General features: G+C 62.7%; 15 protein-coding genes. 9 read left to right on the forward strand and 6 right to left on the reverse strand.

The window, feature by feature from the left end; translation table 11 throughout:
• Nucleotides 1-60: 60 nt before the first annotated feature.
• The gene (locus ACFUCV_RS11395; RefSeq protein ID WP_380815699.1) at nucleotides 61-2,661 is read right to left on the reverse strand and encodes an RHS repeat-associated core domain-containing protein; all 2,601 of its coding nucleotides are present in this window, start codon (nucleotides 2,659-2,661) and stop codon (nucleotides 61-63) included.
• 812 nt (nucleotides 2,662-3,473) lie between these two features.
• Between ACFUCV_RS11395 and ACFUCV_RS11400 the strand changes: the two genes are divergently transcribed.
• The 6 genes from ACFUCV_RS11400 to mgtE all read left to right on the forward strand — a co-directional run bounded on the left by ACFUCV_RS11400 (nucleotide 3,474) and on the right by mgtE (nucleotide 9,409).
• The gene (locus tag ACFUCV_RS11400) at nucleotides 3,474-4,652 is read left to right on the forward strand and encodes a transposase family protein (protein ID WP_380815700.1); all 1,179 of its coding nucleotides are present in this window, start codon (nucleotides 3,474-3,476) and stop codon (nucleotides 4,650-4,652) included.
• A gap of 293 nt (nucleotides 4,653-4,945) precedes the next feature.
• Nucleotides 4,946-5,419: a transporter substrate-binding domain-containing protein gene (locus ACFUCV_RS11405; RefSeq protein ID WP_380815702.1), complete on the forward strand. Its 474-nt coding sequence runs from the start codon at nucleotides 4,946-4,948 to the stop codon at nucleotides 5,417-5,419.
• Entirely contained in the window at nucleotides 5,416-6,414 is a 999-nt protein-coding gene (locus tag ACFUCV_RS11410; protein ID WP_380815704.1) for a cation diffusion facilitator family transporter, read from the forward strand. Before ACFUCV_RS11405 ends, ACFUCV_RS11410 begins: the two co-directional genes overlap by 4 nt.
• 36 nt (nucleotides 6,415-6,450) lie before the next feature.
• Nucleotides 6,451-7,017: an orotate phosphoribosyltransferase gene (pyrE, locus tag ACFUCV_RS11415; protein ID WP_380815706.1), complete on the forward strand. Its 567-nt coding sequence runs from the start codon at nucleotides 6,451-6,453 to the stop codon at nucleotides 7,015-7,017.
• A gap of 56 nt (nucleotides 7,018-7,073) precedes the next feature.
• On the forward strand, nucleotides 7,074-7,700 hold the full coding sequence (locus ACFUCV_RS11420; RefSeq protein WP_380815708.1) for a thymidine kinase: 627 nt from the start codon (nucleotides 7,074-7,076) through the stop codon (nucleotides 7,698-7,700).
• A 350-nt stretch (nucleotides 7,701-8,050) separates the two neighbouring features.
• The gene (gene mgtE / locus ACFUCV_RS11425; RefSeq protein WP_380815710.1) at nucleotides 8,051-9,409 is read left to right on the forward strand and encodes a magnesium transporter; all 1,359 of its coding nucleotides are present in this window, start codon (nucleotides 8,051-8,053) and stop codon (nucleotides 9,407-9,409) included.
• 135 nt (nucleotides 9,410-9,544) lie between these two features.
• Here the strand turns inward: mgtE and ACFUCV_RS11430 are convergent, their stop codons facing one another.
• On the reverse strand, nucleotides 9,545-10,096 hold the full coding sequence (locus ACFUCV_RS11430; RefSeq protein WP_380815713.1) for a GNAT family N-acetyltransferase: 552 nt from the start codon (nucleotides 10,094-10,096) through the stop codon (nucleotides 9,545-9,547).
• Nucleotides 10,093-10,833, reverse strand: a complete 741-nt coding sequence (locus ACFUCV_RS11435; RefSeq protein ID WP_380815814.1) for an HAD-IIA family hydrolase — start codon at nucleotides 10,831-10,833, stop codon at nucleotides 10,093-10,095. The genes ACFUCV_RS11430 and ACFUCV_RS11435 overlap by 4 nt, the downstream gene beginning before the upstream one ends.
• Before the next feature lie 174 nt (nucleotides 10,834-11,007).
• Here ACFUCV_RS11435 and ACFUCV_RS11440 point away from each other — a divergent pair, with 174 nt between their 5' ends.
• The 3 genes from ACFUCV_RS11440 to ACFUCV_RS11450 all read left to right on the forward strand — a co-directional run bounded on the left by ACFUCV_RS11440 (nucleotide 11,008) and on the right by ACFUCV_RS11450 (nucleotide 13,296).
• Nucleotides 11,008-11,664, forward strand: coding sequence for a TrmH family RNA methyltransferase (locus tag ACFUCV_RS11440; protein ID WP_380815816.1), 657 nt, complete (start codon nucleotides 11,008-11,010; stop codon nucleotides 11,662-11,664).
• Between the two features lie 182 nt (nucleotides 11,665-11,846).
• Complete coding sequence (gene fbaA / locus ACFUCV_RS11445) at nucleotides 11,847-12,869, forward strand: class II fructose-bisphosphate aldolase (RefSeq protein WP_380815714.1); 1,023 nt, start codon at nucleotides 11,847-11,849, stop codon at nucleotides 12,867-12,869.
• Nucleotide 12,870: 1 nt separating this feature from the next.
• Nucleotides 12,871-13,296, forward strand: a complete 426-nt coding sequence (locus tag ACFUCV_RS11450; protein ID WP_380815716.1) for a DUF3151 domain-containing protein — start codon at nucleotides 12,871-12,873, stop codon at nucleotides 13,294-13,296.
• Nucleotides 13,297-13,402: 106 nt separating this feature from the next.
• On the opposite strand, the gene ACFUCV_RS11455 is transcribed toward ACFUCV_RS11450, so the two are convergent.
• Genes ACFUCV_RS11455 through ACFUCV_RS11465 form a run of 3 tightly spaced genes read right to left on the reverse strand, consistent with a single transcriptional unit; the run spans nucleotide 13,403 to nucleotide 15,460 of the window.
• Complete coding sequence (locus ACFUCV_RS11455) at nucleotides 13,403-14,203, reverse strand: SDR family oxidoreductase (RefSeq protein WP_380815718.1); 801 nt, start codon at nucleotides 14,201-14,203, stop codon at nucleotides 13,403-13,405.
• Nucleotides 14,203-14,691, reverse strand: coding sequence for a MarR family winged helix-turn-helix transcriptional regulator (locus tag ACFUCV_RS11460; protein ID WP_380815720.1), 489 nt, complete (start codon nucleotides 14,689-14,691; stop codon nucleotides 14,203-14,205). Before ACFUCV_RS11460 ends, ACFUCV_RS11455 begins: the two co-directional genes overlap by 1 nt.
• Before the next feature lie 25 nt (nucleotides 14,692-14,716).
• Complete coding sequence (locus ACFUCV_RS11465) at nucleotides 14,717-15,460, reverse strand: SDR family NAD(P)-dependent oxidoreductase (RefSeq protein WP_380815722.1); 744 nt, start codon at nucleotides 15,458-15,460, stop codon at nucleotides 14,717-14,719.
• Nucleotides 15,461-15,795: the final 335 nt, after the last annotated feature.

Raw genomic sequence — 15,795 nt, forward strand, 5'->3', positions numbered from 1 at the left:
GAAAACTTTCGACGTGCAACATTCATAGAGAACACCCTCCCGCAGAATCCCACGATCCCGCTAATCAAGGTGTCCACGAAAACAGGTTAACCCCACATCGCCGATGCTAAATAGGCCCAGTGGGTCGGAGTTGTTGATGGGGTTGTTGGCGGCGTAGGCGTAACGGTTGGCGTTGAGTGGATTAAGTGGCGTGTCGAGGGTGTCTTGTTGTGTCCAGCGTCCGATGGTGGGGCTGTAGTAGCGGGCACCGTATTTGACCCAGCCGGTGGTGCGGTCTTGGGTGCCGTTTTTGAAGAGGTAGGGGTTTTGTGGTGCACCGTTGCCGCCGGAGTCGGCGGTGAGGGTGGGAACACCGAAGGGGTCATAGTTGTAAGCGAAGGCTTTATAGGATTCTGAGGTGACGAGCGCGGCGGGGTTGCCGGTGCCGTCATAAATGTACAGGGATTGCATGCCGGTGCTGGTGCGGAGCATGAGGGGTTCCCCGGTCACGGGGTCGTGTTCGACGTAGGCGGTGAAGTTGTTCCGTTTGATTTGTTCAATGGTGGGTTGGCCGTTGGCGTCGGTCCGTCCGTAGGTAAATTCGAAGTTCGCGCCCGGGTTTTGCTGGGTAAGAAGTTCATTTTGCCCGGAACCGGCATAGGACCTGGTGTACGTGGTTCCGGCTTTGGTCACCTTCGTCATTTGTTGGGCGGCGTTGTAGCCGTAGCTGCCTGACGGGTCTGCGGTGAGGTTTCCACTGCCGTCAAAGGTGTACCCGGCGTTAGTGATTTGGTTCGCCGCGTTGGCGGTGAAGGTTTGGTTCGTGGTGGTGGCCCCGGTGGTGGTGGCGGTGAGCCGGTTCCCGCGCGAGTCATAGCTGTAGTTGTAGGTGATGGCGGCGGTGGTGCCACCGGCGATGGCGGCTTTGGTGAGCCGGTTCGCGCCGTCATAGGTGTAGGTGGTCACGTCACCGGTGAGGTTGTTCTTGACCCACTGAATATTTTTGCGGTCGTTGGCGGCGGTGCTGGTGCAGTTCGGTGCCGTGGTTCCCGCTGCGTGGCAGTAGGAGAGGTCCATGACCGGGGTGTTGGAGGCATCCCCGGTGCCTTGGGCTGCGGTGACGCGGCTGACTCTTCCGGTGGTGTCGTAATCGGTGTGGGTGCGGGCTTTCCACGTGGTGCGGGTGGTGTTGGCTTCCAGCCATGTGTCGGTGCGCCGGCCCCGGTCATCATTGGCGAACGCCAACGTTTTCGCGACCCCGTCCAGGAGGTAGATCAGCGCTGTTGGCTTGCCGGAGCTGTCGTAGCTGTAGCTGGTGGTCCCGCGCGTATCCGTGGTGGAGGTCAGGTTGGAGGCTTTGTCGTAGCCGTAGCTGATGGTCCCACCACCGGCAGTGTTCGCTCGACTGGTCAGCCGGCCCATTTGGTCGTAGCCGTAGGTCGTGGTCCCGGACCCGTCAACACGGGTCGTGAGCTGCCCGTCATCGTTGTAGGTATAGCTGATGGCGGGGGTGCTGTCGGAGAACGTGGTTTGTGTGAGGCGTCCGAGGGCGTCATAACTGTAGGTGGCGGTGATTCCAGGGGCGCTGGTCACGGTGAGGGGGCGTCCCCACGCGTCGTAGCTCATGCTGGAGGGGGCCAAGGAGGTTCCGGTGACGGGGGTGATTGTCGTGAGCTCGTGATTGGTGTTGTAACCGTAGACGGTTTTGTTCGTCCCGTTGCCTGGTGCCAGGGAGGTGGAGACCGTCCCATCAGTGTTATAAGTCAGGGTCGCGGTTGCTGCCAAAGCATCCGAGGACGTAAGGGCGTTTCCTGCACCGTTGTAGGTGAACAGGGATTGGTTGCCGGCATCACTGGTGCTGGAGGTGGGCAGGTACTTCGTTGCGGCTGCGGTGTTCGTGTAAGCCAACTGGGAGCCTGACCCACCCGGTGCCTTGGATTGCGTCAGGGATTGGCCAGTGTTCGCCCCGAAGGTGTTGGTGGTGGTCCCGGCTGTGGTGCCGGTGCCCTGGGTGGCGGTGAGGGTGTCAAAGTCCCCGGTATACGTTTTCGCCTGTGCCCGCCCCATCGGATCAGTGACGGCCGAGACGCGTTTGGTGGTGGTGAGCGTGTATGTGGTGCGCGGTCCGGTTGCTACAGCGACGGCCTGGTCGGTGTTCGGCCCCGCCACCAACGTTTGCGTAGCAGAAGGGTAGACCAGACGGGTGATCGAACTTCCCGGGGAGCCGGCAGTGGTGTTGGTTTTCTCCATCTTGGTCACCCGGCCAGTGCCGTCATAAGTGAGGGTGGTGACAGCCCCGGTGGGGGAGGTGATCGTGGAGACCCGTCCACCGGTGTAGCCGAAAGTGGTCGTCTTTCCCGCCCGGTCCGTGAAAGTTGTCAGGTTGCCGTACGGGTCACGGTCAAAGGAAGCCCGGCGCGTGGTGCCGGCGGAGGTTTGCGAATAACTGGCCAACATTCCAGCTGAATCATAAGCAATGGCCGCTGTCCGCACCGCGGTGATCCCACGGGTCGAGACGACTTCGGTGGGCCTGGAATACGACCAGGTAAGGGTGGTGGTGTTGGCGTTACGGTCAGCTATTTTTGTGGCCCGCCCGTCAGTGTCGAAGGTGATGACCTGGGCGCTGGTGCGTGACGTCAGTATCCAGCCGGTGGTGCCGGTTTTAACCAGGTCAGCTTTCACCCCCGCTGGGGGTGTGTACGCGGTCGTGGAACCCGCCACAGGGGTGAACAACGAGGAGTACCCGTCCCCGGAAGTAAAAATCATTCCGCCCGCCGCACCCGTGGACAGTGACCCGGCAGCACCCAGCGTCATGGTCCAACGAGGCGCGACCAGTCCGGGAGTAGTGATCGTTGATAGTGAGTTGAAAGCAGCACCTAAGCCCATATCGGTGCTAATCCCGGGAAGAGTGAGCGCATTGATGTTCAAAAGGAAATTCCCTGTGCCCACATCAATGGACCCACCCACCTGGTCACTGATCTGCACCGGCAACCGGGTCGCGCCAGGACGGGCACCCAGCAACCCCACCACCGAAGCATCCCCCGCCGGAGGCGCCGCAACAGAAAGAGAAGCGACCCCAAGACCCACCGCTAAAACCAGCCCAGCAGTTATTGTTCCCGCCAACGATTTCCGTCCCACCACACGCCAACGCCCGGAAATTCCTTCACGAAAATTGTTATCCGCACAGTGATGGGGCGCAGTAGTAACCGACATCGTTGTCCCCCAAAACCGAAGTAATAAGAATAAACGAAACCTATGTCAACCCAGAATAAATAACAAGGGACGACGAAACTCATCTAAAGTGCTCGCGAAATGGGGTGCGTGCCTCATTTGAGAAATGCTCGCGAAATCTCCGGTGCCTGTTCGGGTGCTTTGGTGTGCTGAAGGGATGTATGGGTTGACAAAAGTCTGCGCGCAGGGAAATCACGAAGAAGGACGCCGCCGCCTATGGGGCGTCGTCGAAGAAGGCCAAGGGCGGGATTCTGGACCGTCTGGTGGCTGAGATTGGCTGGTCCAGGGCGAACGCCCGCCGCCAACTTGGCAGGGCGTTCAAGCGGCGAGGACCGGCCCGGGCGGTGGAAAGAAGGCTGCGCCCGCCTACGTATGGCTATGACACGGTGAGAGTGCTGCAGCAGGTCTGGATCGTCGCGGGGCAGCCTTGTGGGAAGTATCTGGCCGCGGTCATAGGCACCACGCTGGAGAACATGGAAGCACATGCCCGTGCCGGGTCCTTCGGCAGGGCACGTGCCCGCTACAGCCCGGAAGTGCACGCGCAGTTGCTGGCGATTAGTGCGGCGACGATCGAACGGCTCCTGGCACCGTTCAAACTCTCGATGTATCCGGACGGGAAATCCACGACCCGTTTGCGGCGGAACCAGTACATGGAGGCGATCCCGATCATGTCCCGTATCCCTGATCTTGGCTGGCAGCCGGGCTTGGTCGCCATAGACACGGTGGCGCACTGCGGCAGCCGTGCCAAGGGCCAGTACGCGTTCACGCTGACCGCTACGGATGTCTTCACAGGGTGGATTGTGAACTGGGCGATCAAGAACAAAGCCGCCAGATGGGTGGCCGCTGCAATGGATGAAATTCAGGACGAATTTCCGTACCCCATCGACCACATCCATAGCAACAACGGGTCTGAATTCCTCAACAATCCGGTCACTGCATGGTGCAATATCGATAACATTTCCATGACCCGGTCCCGGCCTCACCACTGGCAACGACAACCGTTCGTGGAGCAGAAAAACGGTGCCGTCGTGCACCGGTCAGCGTTCAACTACCGCTACGACACCGACACCGAGCTGGGCCTGCTCAACGAGCTCTGGCCATTGGTGAACCTGCGCAAGAACCTGTTCCTGCCGACCAAGAATGTTACCGGCCACCATTTGAGCTGCAAGGGGAAATCAATGCGCAGCTACGACGATCCCCGCACCCCGGACGACCGGATCAAGGACACCGGGATAATGCTAGAATCCCAACGCCACCACATGGACGAGCTTTACGCCAGCCTGGACCTGGCCGGCCTGACTGCCAGGATCAACGAGATCCAGCAGCGAGTCATCCAGCTGGCCGCCGCCAAGACCTACTCACAAGCACCCACGCAGCATGACACTTTCGCGAGCACAATAGATGAGGCACGCCGGAATCTTTTGGCGAGCATCTTGACATGAGGCACCACACCGCACACGCATGGGCTGCGCGTTTTATATCCCCCTATCAAGGGGGACTTGAAGCTGCCGTACTGTTCGAACGCGAAGGCAACTTTGCCAAACCCGGAAGGTCCAATGCCGCCTGTTGGCGGCTGCCCTGCACCCCAAGGGAGCTCTCCGGGCCTGGAGGGCACGGTTTTGCGGCGCCTGTTCCCGCGGCGCCCGCCTGCATGTGGGTTGATCCGGAGCCGGTGGATGGTTTCAGGGCCGGCTTGTGGTTTGTGATTGTTTGGGCTTCCACCTAATGTCTGGTTATGTTCAAATTCCAGTCGTTCTTCACGGTTGCGTGCATCGCTTTGCTGACCGCATGCTCCACGTCATTTCCGGCGGATCCGGAAGGCACCTTGGAGCGGGTTACAAACGGGACGCTGCGGGTGGGTGTTTCACAGAACCCGCCATGGGTTCAGACACCTGATGGCCAAGAGCCCCAGGGAAAGGAACCGGATTTGATCCGGAACTTTGCCATGGGCATTGGCGCGGAGGTGGAGTGGGCGGAGAACGGCGAGGAGCAGCTGTTTGACGCTCTGGAGCGTGGAGATCTGGATGTGGTCATTGGCGGATTCACCGATCAAACCCCGTGGACTGAATACGGTGCGGTAACCCGCCCCTACACGCAGGAGCAACGCGGCGGCACCCAGGACAAACACGTGATGGTGGTCCGCATGGGTGAGAACGCGTTCCAAATGGAGCTGGAGAAATTCCTGTTTGAAAAGGTTCAGGCACAATGACGGCGAGATTTGGACGCACCGAGCTGCCGGCGCCACAGCGGGCAGCATTGCGCCGCGCCATCCGTTTTGAATGGTTCACGCTGGTGTTCCTGGCCGTCGCCATCACACTCGTGTTCCTCGTGATGGGCAGCTCGCAGGCAATGAAGGCTGCATGGGTTGAAGACCTGCTCTCGCTGGCTCCGCCCATTGCCTTCCTGGTGGCGGTAAAAATCGTCAATAAAATTCCGACTGCCAAGTATCCGTACGGGTACCACCGCGCCATTGGCGTGGCACACCTGGTGGCCGGTGTGGCGCTGTTGACGATGGGTGCGTTCCTGATCATTGACTCGTTCACCGGACTGCTGGGTGCGGAGCATCCGCCCATTGGATCGGTGGTCGTTTTCGGGCAGCAGCTCTGGCTGGGTTGGTTGATGATGGGCGTCATGGCGCTCACGATCCCGCTTCCCATTTACTTCGGCCGCGTGAAAATGAAACTTGCCAAAGAACTCCATGACAAGGTGCTGTACGCCGACGCGGATATGAACAAGGCGGACTGGATGACCGCCGTGGGATCGATTGTGGGGGTGGCCGGCATTGGCCTGGGCCTCTGGTGGGCCGACGCTGCCATGGCCCTGTTCATTGCCGCGAGCATTTTATGGGATGGCATTAGAAACCTGCGCGCCGCCATTACAGACCTCATGGACACGCGCGCCACCACCTTCGATGATGACAGTCCACACCCCGTTTCACACAAGGTTGATGAATTTTTGCGGTCGCTGCCGTGGACGGACGACGTCGGATCGCGGGTGCGGGACCAAGGCCACGTATTCCATGTGGAATCGTTCATCGTCCCCAAACATGGGCAAATGCCGTCACTGCAAAAATTGGTTGAGGCGCGTGACGGCTGCATTGATCTTGACTGGAAGATCCAAGACATCGTGCTCGTTCCCATCGATGAGCTCCCTGAAGAAGTGGGCGGATCCAAAAACGTGCGCCAATCCGAACGCAACCGCTAGACGCAGTGCCGCCTGCACCCAATTAGAATGAAACCCATGACCCCAACACTTGCTGCTGACCGTGCCCGCCTGCTCGAACTTGTCAAGGAACTGGCCGTGGTTCGCGGCAAAGTCATCTTGTCCTCGGGCAAAGAGGCTGACTATTACATTGATCTTCGACGCATTACGCTTCACCACGAGGCTTCCCGGCTGGCTGGCCGGGTCATGTTGGCGCTGCTGGACGACGCCGGCATTGAGTTTGAAACCGCTGGCGGCCTGACCATGGGCGCCGACCCCGTGGGCACGGCCCTGATGCACGCAGCCAACGATGCCGGCCGCCCTGTTGACGCCTTCGTGGTGCGCAAGGCACAAAAATCCTACGGCATGGGCCGCCAAGTTGAGGGTCCCGGCGTCGACGGCCGCAAAGTGGTGGTTCTGGAAGACACCTCCACCACGGGTGGCTCCGCCTTGACCGCGGTGGAAGGCGTACGCGCCGCCGGCGGGAACATTCAGGCCGTGGCTGTCATTGTTGACCGCGACACCGGGGCCAAGGAGCGGATTGAAGCCGAAGCCAACGTCCCGTACCTGTTCATCTTTGGCAAGGACGAGCTGGGCTTGGACTGACGGCTGGCTAAACAACCCGTTGCCAAGCCGCACCACACCACCTGTAGGGGATTGATTTGTCGAAGTTGTATTTCCGCCACGGGGCCATGAACTCCGGCAAGTCCACCGGTTTGCTGCAGGCCGCCTTCAACTACGAGGAGCGGGGTCAGCGGGTCCTGCTGGCCAAGCCCGGGGTGGACACCAAGGGTGAGCGCTCGGTGGTTTCCCGGCTGGGAGTGAGCCGCGAGGTGGACTTCATCATCCCCTCCGGAGCCAATGCCAGGGAGCTTTTTGCCCAGCAGGCCCGCGGGGATGACCCCAACGCCTTGCTGGAACACGTGGACATGGCGCCGGTGGCGTGCCTGCTGGTGGATGAGGCGCAGTTCCTGGACCCCGCCCAGGTGGATGAGCTGTTCAAGATTGCGGTGCTGGACGGGGTGCCGGTGCTTGCCTATGGACTGCGGACGGATTTCCGCACCCGTGCCTTTCCGGGGGCGGCACGGCTGCTGGAGATTGCCCACTCGCTGGAGGAACTGAAAACCATTTGCCGCTGCGGGCGCAAAGCCATGTTCAACACCCGCACCGTGGATGGCCAGGTGGTGTTCGACGGCGACCAGGTGGCCATTGAGGGCTCCGACGTTTGGTACGAATCCCTGTGCGGCAACTGCTATCTGCAGGAGTCCGGCGGCCAGCTGGGTTCCTGAGCCGCCCCTGCCCGCCCGCGGGGCAAGTGTTGGATACCATGGGTGGACAAGGTGGCGGAGCTGCCTGGCATCTGGCTGCCAGGTGAAAGTCCCTCAAGTGAGGCGGAGGTGAGTTGTCGTATGTCTGACGGAGACGGTCGATCTACCGGGCCGCACGGGCCGCAGCTGTGCTGTGCGGGAACTCCTTCGAAGCTTTCCCAACTTCCGTGACGGTACCTTCAAGCCGTCAGTGATTTCCTGCCTGCACATGGGCCCCTGCGGTGGCGTTGATCCGCCAGCACAGCACACCCCATTTACGGCACGTGGCGCATTTTGTTGCGCACGTGCACCCCACGGCAGGGAGCCTGATCATGAGCAAATCCCCAACACCCACCTTTGACGCCACCGCGGATCTTCTAAGCGAAGCCCTCGCCAGGAACAGGCTGCCCGACGTGGTGCAGGCCCTCTCCGCGCTGAATGTCACGCAGACGGTGGAACAGCTTGAACGCCTCACCACCATTGGCAGGGCCCTGGCCTACCGCACCCTGTCCAAGGGGCGTGCCATCGAAGTCTTCGAACGGCTCGATGCGCGTCTCCAGGCCGATCTCGTGGTGGGCTTGCAGGACGCCGAGGTGGCCGACATCTTTGCCGCACTCAGCCCCGATGACCGGGTGGGCCTGATGGATGAGTTGCCTGCGTTGCTGGCCAATCGGCTGATTCTGGGACTCACGGAGAAGGAAAGGGCGCTGACCAGCACTGTCCTGGGGTACCCGCAAGGCGCCGTGGGACGCTACATGAGCCCGGAGTTCATCACCACCCATCCGCAGCTGACGGCCAGCCAGACGCTGGCCAGGGTGCGGGCGGGGATTGATGATGCGGAGAGCATCTACACCATCCCCGTCACCGATGACGGCCGCCACCTGCGGGGTGTGGTGTCCTTGCGCGAGGTGTTGCGGGCCGAGGAATCAGAGCTTGTGGCGAACCTTGCCCACGAGCCGCTTGCGGTCCCTGCCACACAAAATGTGGAGGACGCGGCCCGGTACTGCGCCGATGCCAAAATACTGGTCCTGCCGATTGTCGATGCCGAGAACAGGCTGGTGGGCATCCTCACCGTGGACGATGCCCTGCGGATCCTGGAGGACGCCGAAAGTGAGGACGCCGCCCGCGCCGGCGGCAGCGAACCGCTCCGGCGGCCATATTTGTCCACCCCGGTGCGCAGCATTGTCCGGGCCCGTGTGGTGTGGCTGCTGGTCCTTGCCGTCGGGGCCACCTTGACGGTGCAGGTCATGGGCGTGTTTGAAGCGACGCTGGCGGAACAAGTGGTGCTTTCGCTCTTTATTCCCCTGTTGATCGGCACTGGAGGCAACACCGGAAATCAGGCAGCCACCACCATCACCCGGGCGTTGGCGCTCGGCGATGTCCGGCCCCGGGATGCCGTCAAGGTGTTTGCCCGCGAGGTTCAGGTCGGGATCTTGTTGGGGCTGCTGCTGGGCACGCTTGGTTTTGTTGTCGCCTCAGTGATCTTCACCCTCCCGCTGGGGCTGGTGATTGGGTTGACGCTGCTGGGCGTGTGCACCATGGCTGCCAGCGTGGGCGGACTCATGCCCCTGCTGGGGAAGGCCCTCAAGGTGGACCCGGCAGTGTTCTCCAACCCCTTCATCTCCACGTTCGTGGATGCCACCGGGTTGATCATATATTTCCTTGTTGCCGCCGCCGTGCTGGGCATATAGCCCTAAAACCGCTTGCCGCCGAAAAAGGCGCCTGCCCGCTGCGCGGACTTGTTGCTGTCCCGCTCTGGTGGTGGCATTTTGGTTCCTGAACCGGCGTGGCACCGGCGCCGTCCGCGAAGCCGGCGCCGGTGCGGCTTAGGGCATGGCCTGCCGATGCCCAGGGTCCAGGATCTTTTGAAACAGCCGGTGATCCTGCCAGCGGCCGGCAATCTTCAAATACTGCGGTGCCAGTCCGTACTGCACGAAACCGTTCTTCTCCAGCACCCTTTGGGACCGTGCATTGTGCACCAGCGTTTCCGCCTGCAGGCGGTGCAGTCCCATTTGGGCGGCACGGGCCGCTGCCTCGGCCACGGCGGCGCTGGCCAGCCCGGCGCCGTTGTATTCCTGCCCCACCCAGTAGCCCAGAACTCCGGACTGAAACGCACCCCGGACAATGCCGTTGATGTTCAGACGTCCGGCCACTGCGCCGTCCGGGCCAAGGATCAGCAGCGGGACCATGCTGCCGGCGGTGTAGGCCGCGAGCGCGGTCCGCACCAGTTGCCGCTGGTGTTCGCCGGTGAAGTGTTCAGCTCCCCGTGCGGGATCCCACGGGGCCAAAAAGGTGCGGTTGCGTTGAACAAGTGCCGTCAGCTCGGCCACGTCTGAAAGCTGCAGCAGCCGGGTGGTGGCACCGGCTGCGTTCCTCACAGCTGGTGGAGCAGATCAGCGACGCTGGCCAGGGTCTGATCCGGGCGGAAGGGGTAGGCGTCAATGTCCGCAGGCTGGGTGATGCCCGTGAACACCAGCACCGTGTGCAGGCCGGCCTCCATCCCGGCAATGATGTCGGTGTCCATGCGGTCGCCAATCATGGCGGTGGTCTCCGAGTGGGCATCAATGCGGTTCATGGCCGAGCGGAACATCATGGGATTGGGTTTGCCCACAATGTAGGGTTCACGGCCCGTGGCCTTGGTGATCAACGCGGCAATGGCGCCGGTGGCCGGCAGCGGCCCCTCAGGCGAGGGGCCCGTGGCGTCGGGGTTGGTGGCAATGAAGCGCGCCCCGCCGCCAATGAGGCGGATGGCCTTGGTGATCGCTTCAAAGGAATAGGTGCGCGTCTCACCCAGCACCACATAGTCCGGCTTCTGGTCGGTGAGGATGAAGCCTGCCTCGTGCAGCGCCGTCGTCAATCCAGCTTCGCCAATGACGTAGGCGCGGCCGTGGGGCATTTGGGCTTTCAGGAACTGGGCCGTGGCCAACGCGGAGGTCCACAGGTTCTCCTCGGGCACCTCCAGGCCTGAGGCCCTGAGCCTGGCGGCAAGATCGCGCGGGGTGAAAATGGAGTTGTTGGTCAGCACCAGAAAACGCTTGGAGGTGTCCACCCAACTTTGAATCAGCTCGGCGGCACCTGGCACGGCCTTGTTCTCGTGGACCAGCACGCCGTCCATGTCGGTGAGCCAGCATTCGATGTCGTTGGGTTGGCGGGACAGTACATTGCTCAAGGTTCCTCCTGAGGTGATCCGAATGTTCCGCTTCCAGTGTCTCAGACGGGCGCCCGGCAAGGACCCGGGCCAAGCTAAAATTGGGCAGTGACCAATTCCAACAACGTGCCGGACCCCGCCTTGTCAACAGAGGCCTCCGAACTTTCCGAGTATCAGCAGCCGCACCATGAGGTCGGCGTCGGCCCGTGGGAGGGGGAACTGCCGGAAGGTGAACACTGGGACCGGGAGCTTTTGGCCCACGGCGACCGGCGGAACGTGCTGGATGAATACCGTTACTGGACCATGGAGGCCATTGTGGCCGAGCTGGACACCCGCCGCCATGACTTTCACGTGGCCATTGAGAACTGGCAGCATGACATGAACATTGGCACGGTGGTGCGCACGGCCAATGCGTTTCTGGCCAAGGAAGTGCACATCATTGGCCGACGCCGGTGGAACAAGCGCGGTGCCATGGTCACCGACAGGTACCAGCACGTGCGCCACCACGCCACGGTGGCGGAGTTTGTGGCCTGGGCGCAGGGGGAGGGCCTGGCCATCATTGGCATTGACATCTTCCCGGACTCCGAGCAGCTGGAAAACTATGAGCTGCCGCGCAACTGCGTGTTTGTGTTTGGCCAGGAAGGGCCCGGGCTCAGCGACGAGGTCCATGCCGCGGCCCAAACCACGCTCTCCATTGAACAATTCGGCTCCACCCGTTCCATTAACGCCGCCTCCGCCGCCGGCATTGCCATGCATGCCTGGATCCGCCGGCACGTGTTCAACCAGAGCGTGAAGTAGCTCCGCGGCAGCGCCCGCCCCCGCGCCGGGGCCCGCCGGCGTCGGCCGTCCCCAGCCTAAAATCCGGGCGCGGGCTTCATCTTCTTCGAAGACTCTGACGGCTCTGGCTAAGATGGAGTGAGTCACACGAGGGCGGCATACAGGTCCGCCGCTTTGTACCGTTCAGCCCAAAGGAGCCATTCATGCCCATTGCAACACCGGACAAGTACGCAGAAATGATCGACCGCGCCAAGGCTGGCGGATTTGCCTACCCCGCAGTGAATGTGACGTCCTCACAGACCCTCAACGCCACCCTGCAGGGCTTCGCCGATGCCGGCACCGATGGCATCATCCAGGTTTCCACCGGCGGTGGCGCCTACTGGTCCGGCGCCGGGGTCAAGGACATGGTTGCCGGCTCCCTGGGCTTTGCAGCCTTCGCCCGCGAGGTTGCCAAGAACTACCCCATCAACGTGGCCCTGCACACCGACCACTGCCCCAAGGACAAGCTGGACGGTTTTGTCCTGCCCCTGCTCGCAGCTTCCGAGGCCGAGGTGAAGGCTGGCCGCGACCCGATCTTCAACTCCCACATGTGGGACGGCTCTGCCGAAACGTTGGAGGAGAACCTGCGCATCGGCCGCGAACTGCTGGCCCGCACGCACGCCGCCAAGATGATCCTTGAAGTGGAGATCGGTGCCGTGGGCGGTGAGGAGGACGGCGTGGAAAACGCCATCAATGACAAGCTGTACTCCACCGTTGCGGACGGTCTGGCCACGGTTGAGGCCCTGGGCTCCGGCGAGCACGGCCGCTACATCACAGCGCTGACCTTCGGCAACGTCCACGGCGTGTACAAGGCCGGCAACGTCAAGCTGCGCCCGGAGATCCTGAAGGAGATCCAGGCGGCGGTGGGCGCCAAGATTGGCAAGGAAAACCCCTTTGATTTGGTGTTCCACGGCGGTTCCGGCTCCTCGGACCAGGAAATTGCCGACGCCGTCTCCTACGGTGTCATTAAGATGAACATCGACACCGACACCCAGTACGCCTACACGCGCCCCGTGGTGGACCACATGTTCACCAACTACAACGGCGTCCTGAAGGTCGACGGCGATGTGGGCAACAAGAAGACCTACGACCCCCGCGTCTGGGGCGCCGCGGCCGAAAAGGGACTGGCAGCCCGCGTGGTGGAGGCCGCCTCGCAGCTGGGCTCCGCAGGAAAGACGTTCAAGTAACATGAGCGACGAATTCCGCCGCAACCTGCTGGGCCCCGAACCCACCCTGCTGCCTGCGGAGGTGGATGTCCAGGCGCGTCTGGACGCGGGGGATGAGGCAGTTGACCTGGCTGCCGCGCACCCCACCTCCTCGCTGCTGTGGGCCATCCTGGCCGACGAGGCCTTTGCCGAAGGCCGCACCATTGAGTCCTACGCCTACGCCCGCACCGGCTACCACCGCGGACTCGATGCGCTGCGCCGCAACGGCTGGCGCGGCACCGGACCCGTCCCGTACGAGCACGAGGGCAACCGCGGCTTCCTGCGGGCGCTTTACGCGCTGGGCCGCGCCGCGGCGACCATTGGCGAAAGCGACGAGGCGGCCCGCATTGACACGTTCCTCAACGATTCCGATCCGGCCGCCAAGGCAGCCATTGAAGCCGCCCTGTAGCTAGGGCGGCACAGTGGTTGAGGCCGCCGAGGCCACCACGCACACCGCAGCAACAAGAAATGCCGCCGCCCCGCAACAGGGGACGGCGGCATTTTTTAATGGGGTGTCAGGCCCAGATGTCGTCTCCACGCAAGGTGGCGTCGGCTCCGCCGTCGGCGTAGATGATCTGGCCGGTGGTGTGGGTGTTTTCCTCGCTGGTCAGCCACACCAGAAGACGGGCAATGACCATTGCCTCGGAGTGGCCGTTGAGCGGCATGGGCACATTGGCATCAACCATGGCGCGGCCTTCAGGGGTGGAGAGCAGTTTTTCGGTCATGGCCGAAATGACGGTGCCGGGCGCCACGGCGTTCAGCGGGATGCCGGCGCCGGCGTAGCGCGGGGCAATGGACTCGCGGCGCACCCAGCGGCTCAGGGCACGCTTGCTGGAGGAGTAGTTTAAATACCCGGCCTGGGGACCCTGCGCAGCCAGCGCGGTGCCAATTTCCACCGCCAGTGCCTCGTCCCCGGCCAGCATGGCCGCAACTTGTTCCGGCGAGTTGGCCTGCAGGGAAGCCATGGAACTGACCACGGCGGCACGCGGGCTGGCGCTCTTGGCCAGTGCGGGTGCCAGGTGGTCCAAAAATTGCGTGACGCCGAAGAAGTTCACGCTGGCCGTCAACGGGATGGGAGCGGAGATGCCGGCGCAGGCAATGACGGCGTCGACGGATCCCCCCGTCAACTCCAGGGCTGCCTCGGCTGCGGCGACCCGTCCTTCGGCGGTGCTCAAATCCCCTTGCACCTCAGCACCCTTGAGGTCAACGCCTATGACGGTGGCGCCACGTTCACGCAGCAGTTGGGCCGTGGCCAGCCCGATTCCGGAGCCGGCCCCGGTGACGATGTAGCTGCGGCCGGTTGTGATGGTTGTCATTATTGATGTGCTCCCTTGGTGGTTTCCGGCGCAAAAGGTCCGGCGGAATCATGGTTCGCCCGAAGTTGGGCGGAAAAGGCAATGGTGGACTGTTCCAGCTTGGCCAGCAGGCGCACCAGATCGGTGCGTTCCTGGGGGCTCCAATCCTGCAGGAGGTCTGCCACAAGGCCGTCTCCGGCGCGGACAAAGGACTGTGCCACGAGATGTCCCGCCGGGGTCAGGTTCACCAGGGAGGCACGGGCGTCGGCGGGATCGGAAATCCTGTCCACCATCCCTGAGGCCTCCAGCCGGGCCACGACCTTGCTGACGTTGGAGGCGCCGGTGACCATTTTTGTGGCCAGTGTTGACGGGCGCAGCGGGCCGTCAAAGGACAAAAGCGTGATCATGGTGATGGCGGCGGGGTCAAGGTCCACCCCTTCCCGTGCCACCACAGCGGATAAAAAGTCAGGGGCGGTCCATTCCCCAATGACCCGGGTCAGTGAGGCCATAAGCGCCTCCTGGTAACTGTCAGCCCTAGGCACTGGTGCCACCGTCCACGGGAAGGACAACGCCTGTGACAAAGCCGGCCTCCTGGGACAAAAGCCAGCTGACCGCGTTGGCGATTTCCTCCGGCTGCCCCAGGCGCTTCATGGGAACCTCGGCCGCATAGCCGGCCTTCGCGTCCGCCGGCAGCGACGCCAGGGCGGCGGTTTCAACTGCTCCGGGGGCGACGGCGTTGACGCGGATTCCGTGTGCGGCGTTTTCCAGTGCCACGCTGCGTGTCAGGCTGACCACGCCATGCTTGGCGGCGCCGTAGGGGGTCAGGGAAGGGGTGGCCGAGATGCCGGCCACGGAGGCAATATTGACAATGGAACCACTTCCAGCGGCCCGGAAGTGGGCAATTTGTGATTTCATCGCCAGGAAGGTTCCGCGCAGGGTCACATTGACCGTCCGGTCCCATTCGGCCTCGGAGATCTCCTCCATGGGCTTGGGCATCGCGCCGATTCCGGCGTTGTTGACGGCCAAATCCAGCCGGCCGTAGTTGTCCAGGGTGAAGGCCATGAGGGCTTGGACCTCGGCGGCGTCGCTGACGTTGGCATGCTGATAGGCGGCGGTTCCACCGGCCGCGGTGATCAGCGCGACGGTTTCCGCGCCGGCTGCGTCATTGATGTCCGACACCACGACGGCGGCCCCCTCGCTGGCGAGCCGCAGGGCAATGGCCCGGCCAATGCCTGCCCCTGCTGCCGTTACCACTGCTGTTTTATTGTTGAACCGCATGATTTCCTCCTGATGGGCGAATAAGGCGCCTGCATGGTGTCTTGGAAACAGTGTACGCTTTTTACTGTCCTGAGGACAGTAAAAATGCGGGGCCCGGGGAACCGTCCGGGAAACCGTCCGGTGGGCGAAGGCGCGCGGGCCACACAGCCTTGGTGGGCGGGTCCTGGCGCCGCCGGTCATTTAGGGCCCTGAATGTGCGCCCGCTGGGCATTGACGGTAAACTCGGGACGTAAGACCCCCTTGAGCGTTTGTCGGGCGGCGTCAATGCGCGCCGCCGGACAGGGTATTCCAAGGGGCATTTTCGTGTCCGGACGCGCCATGGCGGAACCTTCCGC

It is taken from the genome of Specibacter sp. NPDC057265 (assembly GCF_042668835.1).
Lineage (GTDB): Bacteria > Actinomycetota > Actinomycetes > Actinomycetales > Micrococcaceae > Specibacter.

Coding starts and splice junctions, on each gene's coding strand:
- ACFUCV_RS11465 (WP_380815722.1), bottom strand. CDS start 15,460: ATGCGGTTCAACAATAAAACAGCAGTGGTAACGGCAGCAGGGGCAGGC.
- ACFUCV_RS11410 (WP_380815704.1), top strand. CDS start 5,416: ATGACGGCGAGATTTGGACGCACCGAGCTGCCGGCGCCACAGCGGGCA.
- mgtE (WP_380815710.1), top strand. CDS start 8,051: ATGAGCAAATCCCCAACACCCACCTTTGACGCCACCGCGGATCTTCTA.
- fbaA (WP_380815714.1), top strand. CDS start 11,847: ATGCCCATTGCAACACCGGACAAGTACGCAGAAATGATCGACCGCGCC.
- ACFUCV_RS11435 (WP_380815814.1), bottom strand. CDS start 10,833: ATGGACGGCGTGCTGGTCCACGAGAACAAGGCCGTGCCAGGTGCCGCC.
- ACFUCV_RS11455 (WP_380815718.1), bottom strand. CDS start 14,203: ATGACAACCATCACAACCGGCCGCAGCTACATCGTCACCGGGGCCGGC.
- ACFUCV_RS11405 (WP_380815702.1), top strand. CDS start 4,946: ATGTTCAAATTCCAGTCGTTCTTCACGGTTGCGTGCATCGCTTTGCTG.
- pyrE (WP_380815706.1), top strand. CDS start 6,451: ATGACCCCAACACTTGCTGCTGACCGTGCCCGCCTGCTCGAACTTGTC.
- ACFUCV_RS11450 (WP_380815716.1), top strand. CDS start 12,871: ATGAGCGACGAATTCCGCCGCAACCTGCTGGGCCCCGAACCCACCCTG.
- ACFUCV_RS11460 (WP_380815720.1), bottom strand. CDS start 14,691: ATGGCCTCACTGACCCGGGTCATTGGGGAATGGACCGCCCCTGACTTT.